The 4,570-nt window shown below is 57.2% G+C and carries 4 protein-coding genes; 2 read left to right on the top strand and 2 right to left on the bottom strand.

Annotated features, from left to right (window positions below; all coding sequences use genetic code 11):
- The coding region (locus AC1D0Z_RS16415; protein ID WP_477659287.1) for an O-linked N-acetylglucosamine transferase, SPINDLY family protein at nt 1-994 on the top strand (994 nt) is incomplete at its 5' end.
- 253 nt (nt 995-1,247) lie between these two features.
- Nucleotides 1,248-2,153, top strand: coding sequence for an amino acid ABC transporter substrate-binding protein (locus AC1D0Z_RS16410; RefSeq protein ID WP_477659286.1), 906 nt, complete (start codon nt 1,248-1,250; stop codon nt 2,151-2,153).
- Between the two features lie 42 nt (nt 2,154-2,195).
- Here the strand turns inward: AC1D0Z_RS16410 and AC1D0Z_RS16405 are convergent, their stop codons facing one another.
- Nucleotides 2,196-3,038, bottom strand: a complete 843-nt coding sequence (locus tag AC1D0Z_RS16405) for a DUF2726 domain-containing protein (protein WP_477659285.1) — start codon at nt 3,036-3,038, stop codon at nt 2,196-2,198.
- Between the two features lie 172 nt (nt 3,039-3,210).
- On the bottom strand, nt 3,211-4,548 hold the full coding sequence (locus tag AC1D0Z_RS16400; protein ID WP_477659288.1) for a hemolysin family protein: 1,338 nt from the start codon (nt 4,546-4,548) through the stop codon (nt 3,211-3,213).
- Between the last annotated feature and the right edge of the window lie 22 nt (nt 4,549-4,570).

Here is a 4,570-nt window from a genome sequence, read left to right as displayed (position 1 = left end):
CAAGAAGGACGCGATGAGGGAAAGGATTTCGGCAGTTTTCGACAAGTTCTTTGATGTGCGACTCCAGTCTGACAAAGCCGTCGTACAACTATCAAGGGACATGGAGATAGACCTTGCCATCGACCTGAATGGTTTCACACTCGGAAGCAGGCCAGGTATCTTCAGCTTGAGAGCCGCACCTGTTCAGGTGAATTACCTGGCCTACCCGTGCACCATGGGCGCCGATTTCATGGACTATCTGATTGCAGACAAAACAATCGTTCCGGAGGCGAGTCAACAGCGGTACAGCGAAAAAATCGTCTACCTTCCCAATAGCTATCAGCCCAACGACAGCAGGCGTTTAATTGCAGACAAGGTCTTGAGCCGCGAGGAAGCCGGGTTGCCCGCAACTGGATTCGTCTTCTGCTGCTTCAACAACAATTTCAAGATTACGCCCGAAATTTTCGATTGCTGGATGCGAATATTGAAGACGGTGGAAGGAAGTGTCCTCTGGCTTCTTGAGGACAACCCGAAAGCAAGCATCAACTTGATTGAAGAAGCATTGCGAAGAGGCATTGCCTCAGAGCGGCTGGTTTTTGCAGAGCGGGTACCCTCCGCCGACCACCTGGCAAGGCATCGCCTGGCCGACCTGTTTTTGGATACGCTACCTTGTAATGCACACACAACGGCCAATGATGCCCTGTTGACCGGGTTACCTGTATTGACGTGCATGGGCGAATCTTTCGCCAGCCGGGTGGCTGCGAGCCTGCTGAATACGATGGGCCTGACCGAGCTCATTACGGTGAAGATGACGGATTACGAAGCTTTCGCGATCGAGCTGGCGACTGCCCCTCAGCGCCTGGCACAGATCAAGGAAAAACTGGCTCAAAGCAGGCAGACAACACCCCTGTTTGACACACCTTTGTTCGTCAATCATCTCGAGATGGCTTACACGGCGATGTATGAACGCTATCAAAACGACCTGCCGCCAGCGCGCATTGATATTGAACAATAGCCCGGCCACAGAAGCTGCCGGACCACAAGCTCAAAACCACGGTAGCGTCCGTTCAAGAATTAATCTGTGGAAGCACGCCGCGTAGTCATAAGGAAGAATCATGACTTCCATCCATGCCAGAAACTCTGAATTCATTTCATTGAAACATTTTGAAACGAGCACTTAGGTAGTACGGGGAAAGTCATTCCCCTCACATTGTTTGCGGATTAATGCCTTTTACATAAGAATCAAACCCAGTAACAGGGGGATTGGCATGAGGATATTTCCGCTTCGAAATTTTTGGCTGCGGCCCTTTCCGGCCGTCCTGGCAATGGCGGCGATTGCCATGCCGCAGTGGGCTCAAGCGCAGGCCACACTGGAGAAAATCAAGAGCCGCGGGCAGATCAATGTGGGCTACCGCGCAAACTCCGCCCCCTTCTCGTTTCACCAGACGGCGGAAAAACCTCTGGGCTATAGCATTGAATTCTGCAAGCCCATCCTTGATCGCCTGCGCCAAGCTGCCGGCAAGCCGAACCTGCCGGTACGGTATATCGAAACATACGTKGATGCCCGAACACGCCTGCTGTCTGAAGGCAGTGTCGATTTGCTGTGCGAGAACGTGACCGACACACCGGAGCGCAGGGCGCGGATGGATTTCTCGACGCCTATTTTTATCGAAGCCATCCAGGTGGCGGTGCGCGCCAAGGACAAACTCAGCGCGCTTGACCAGCTGCAAGGCAAAAGCATTGTGGGCATTGCCGGCACCACCGTGGTTCCCGCGTTGGATCTTTACGCGCAGCAGCATTCATTGAAGTGGCAGCACGCCAAAGCGGTCAACGCGGATGCCGCGCTCGGACAGTTGCAACTCGGCTGGGCGGCAGGGTACGCGCGCGATGGTGTGGCGCTCGCAGCGCAATTGGCAAACCTGCCCAATGCAGGCGACTACCTGATCCTGCCGGAACGCCTGTCGGTAGAACCTATTGCCATTGCCTACCGCAAGGGGGACGCCGCCATGGGTGAGCTGGTCAACGCCTCCATCAAGGAATCCATGCGAAGTGGCGCAGCGCAGGGCTGGTATGACCAATGGTTTTTAAAACCCATGAAACCGGGCGGCAAACCATTGACAACCGTGATGCCGGCGGAGACAAAAGCGTTGTTTGATACCGCGAAAGCAAATTGACCAGAGCCCACAGAACTGCAGCACCGGCGCGGCTTTAAACGTTCAGGCGTTGGCGCCGTTCGGCGTATCCGACTCTTCCGGTGTGATGAAGGAGTCTTCCCACTGCACGGCAAAATTGTGATCGGCAGTGTCATGAACAATGCCTGAACCCGTGCTGAGCGGGTCAAAATTGGTGAACCGTATCCTGCGGTTGCGTTCCAGCTTGGCCTGCAGGCTGCTTCGGGCTGCCRCGATGTCCATATTCGCGATTTTTGGTGCGTCTTCCAGGAGCGTCCCGTTGGCTGCGCGCATGGTATCGGGCACGGTGGCCATGGTATCGACGTCGGCATCCACCTCGACAGGCAGGGCCAACGGAGGCTCACCGAGCACGGCGGGTTCATCGTCCGACAGGTCTATTTCCCCGAGGAACGCCGCGCGAACATCTTCCAGGGAGGGTAGATTGCTCGCACGCACGACGGCGTAGGCAATCCCGCATTCTTCAAACAGCTTTCGCTTGAGGTCACGGTTGCTCGCCCGGAGCCCACGGGGCCCGGGGATATCCAGGCAGCCAATGACAGTGCCATCCGCCGCACACACGGTAAAAGTGCAGTACACGGTTTTGAGCAATTCAAAGGAGCGCTGCCCCTCGGCCTCGGTCCGCGGAGAGACGAAGCGGATGACAGGAACCTTGATCAGGACGTGATGGTCGAAAAAGGCCCGCTGGAGCCAATGCCACACCTCCTGCTCGTCCTCCAGCAACAGGGGTCTTGGCTGCAGATGCCATTGGGCAGGAAGACGCTTTTTTTTACGCGCGGAACGTGCCAGCCAACCATGGTGGCAAGCTGCTCCCGTAGCCATTCCAGACACCGCCGTTGCCGTCAACGCCAACACAAAAACATCGAACATGGGTGCCTTAACTTTTTTTCAGTTTAAACACAGCATCGTCGAGTTACAACTATTTACGTACGAAGGTGTTGTGAAGGCGTCTCATATTTGATTGCGGACGCCTAAAAGTAGTGTTATTTCACACATCGGCTCATTAATACAGCTCTGAACGTCCAGCAAATGTAACAAGAATTTACATATGCGCTTCGCCCGGGATGCGACTGGCCAGAACCTTGTCGATCCGCTTGCCATCAAGATCAAGAACTTCGAAGCGCCAGCCCGCGCATTCGACGCGATCAGCCGTTTTCAGCAGCCGCCCCGAAACGCTTTGAAGCAGACCCGCCACGGTGTTGTAACGGCCCCTTCCTTCCTCGGGCAACTCCCGGATGTCCAGCCGTGCCTTGAGCTCCGCGACGGGCATAACACCGTCGATGAGCCAGCTGCCATCCTCCCGCTCGGTTGCCCACGCATCTACCTGCGCACCGGGCTGCAACTCCCCGGTGATGGCTTCCAGCATGTCCATGGGCGTCATCAGGCCCTGCACCACTCCGTATTCATCGACCACAAAAACAATACGGGTAGAACGTGCCCGGAACTGCTCCAGCAATTCCATGCCCGTGAGCGTTTCGGGAACGAAGACAGCCGGCACGGCGTAAGCACCGATGCGATCAGTGACGGAGGGCACGGCCTCTGCACCCTGGGGCGACGCAACAGGCTGGATCTGGCCGCGCAAGGCGAGCAGCTTGGCCACATTCACCACGCCCACCACGTCGTCCAGGCTGCCCCGGCACACGGGGTACCACGAATGACCGGTGGCGCCGGCCTTGTCAATGGCCTGGGCTACGGTGTCGGAAGCGTCCAGCCATTCGATGTCCGAACGCGGCAGCATCAGTGACGTAAGCAGGCGGTCATCCAGCAGGAACACGTTCTGCACCATCTGGTGTTCGTGCTCCTCGATCAGGCCGGCGYCCACACCCTCTTCCAGGCTGGCGGCGATTTCTTCCTCTGTGACAGCGCGGCCTGCGCTGTTGTCGATACGCAGCAGCTTGAGSACYSCCWGCGTGCTGATGGACAGCAGCCKSACRAAGGGYTTGAAGCCCGTCGCCACCCACATCATGGGGCGCGACACCAGGCGCGCGACGGTTTCCGGGTAGAGCTGGCCKATGCGCTTGGGCACCARYTCGCCRAASACAATGGTGATAAAGGTAATGACCGTCACCACCAGGGCGGTGGCAGTGAGCTCGGATGCACGCGGCGGCGCGCCGAAGGTCTGGATCCACGTGGCCAGTCCGCCGCTAAAGGCCGCCTCCCCGATGATGCCGTTGAGCATGCCGATGGATGTAATGCCCACCTGAACCGACGAAAGAAACTGCGTGGGGTTGTCCAGCAGTCCCAGCGCGGCCTGGGCGCCTTTGTCACCCGATTCCCCCATGGCAGTCAGCCGGGCTTTTCGGCTGGAGGCCAGTGCCATCTCCGACATGGCAAACACACCGTTGAGCAAGGTCAGAAAAGCAATCAGAAAAAAGTCCATGGGGCCTGGCGCAAAATAAACA

The sequence above is a fragment of the Polaromonas sp. P1_E3 genome, from assembly GCF_056405935.1.
This window is presented reverse-complemented; position numbering and strand designations above follow the sequence as displayed.